General features: G+C 61.0%; 1 pseudogene. It reads left to right on the forward strand.

Annotated features, from left to right (window positions below):
- Positions 1-257: 257 nt before the first annotated feature.
- Positions 258-876 (forward strand): annotated as a pseudogene (locus tag IC50_RS37770) (NEL-type E3 ubiquitin ligase domain-containing protein); the annotation flags it as partial.

Here is an 876-nt window from a genome sequence, read left to right on the forward strand (position 1 = left end):
TTGGCAGTCCGCATGCCGCTCGTCTACCCCCTCCGCCGCTCCAATTCGTTAACTTGACGGTACCCTCTGACCTCATCTGGCTCAAGCCGAAAGGCTGCACCGAATCGAAGCCGAACTCCTTCACAAATTGCGCAGATCGCTTCCTCAACATGGTTCAACGCTCGTCAGCTCGACGTAAGCTAAATGTCTTAGAGGCTGCAACGTTCGATGTGGGCCGAGAGGTCGCATAATTTGCTCAGTCCGACAAGGAGCAGGAAATGGATCCCTTTGATGCAGGGCAGGCTCAGCGCGGTAATGGCAGCACCGAATCTTCCGGCCGCGAGGACCGGGAAGGTGAGGAGGCGCAGTGGGTTGGAGTCTTGACCCACGCGGTGCTCGCCGCTGACGATCCGGCAAATCTCGGGGATTCTGCTCCTGCGGAGGGGGGGCACGACCAGATGCTGGAGGAGTGGGCTGCCGAAGAGGGGCAGAACCCGCTCGAGGATCGACAAGAGGCTGTAAGGCGAGTGAATGCTTGGAATCAGGGCGAGCTGAATCTTGCAATGCTGCGCCTCACCAGCCTGCCTCCACTTCCAGCCGGGCTCCACTCGCTCGACGCGTCCTTCAACCGGCTGACCAGTCTGCCCGAGACTCTCCCTGACGCGCTCAATTCGCTCAATGTTAATGGGAATCAGTTGGTCAGCTTGCCCGCGCTTCCGGCCGGGCTCGCCTTGCTGGACGTGTGGAGCAATCGGCTCACCAGCCTGCCTGAGACCCTCCCGGCCGCGCTCGAGGGCCTCAACGTCGGCAACAACCAATTGACGAGCCTGCCCGAGGCCCTCCCGGCCAGGCTCGAAAGCCTTGACGTTAGTGTAAACCAATTGACGAGCCTGCCCG

Source organism: Bradyrhizobium genomosp. I (2014) (assembly GCF_000261685.1).
Lineage (GTDB): Bacteria > Pseudomonadota > Alphaproteobacteria > Rhizobiales > Xanthobacteraceae > Bradyrhizobium.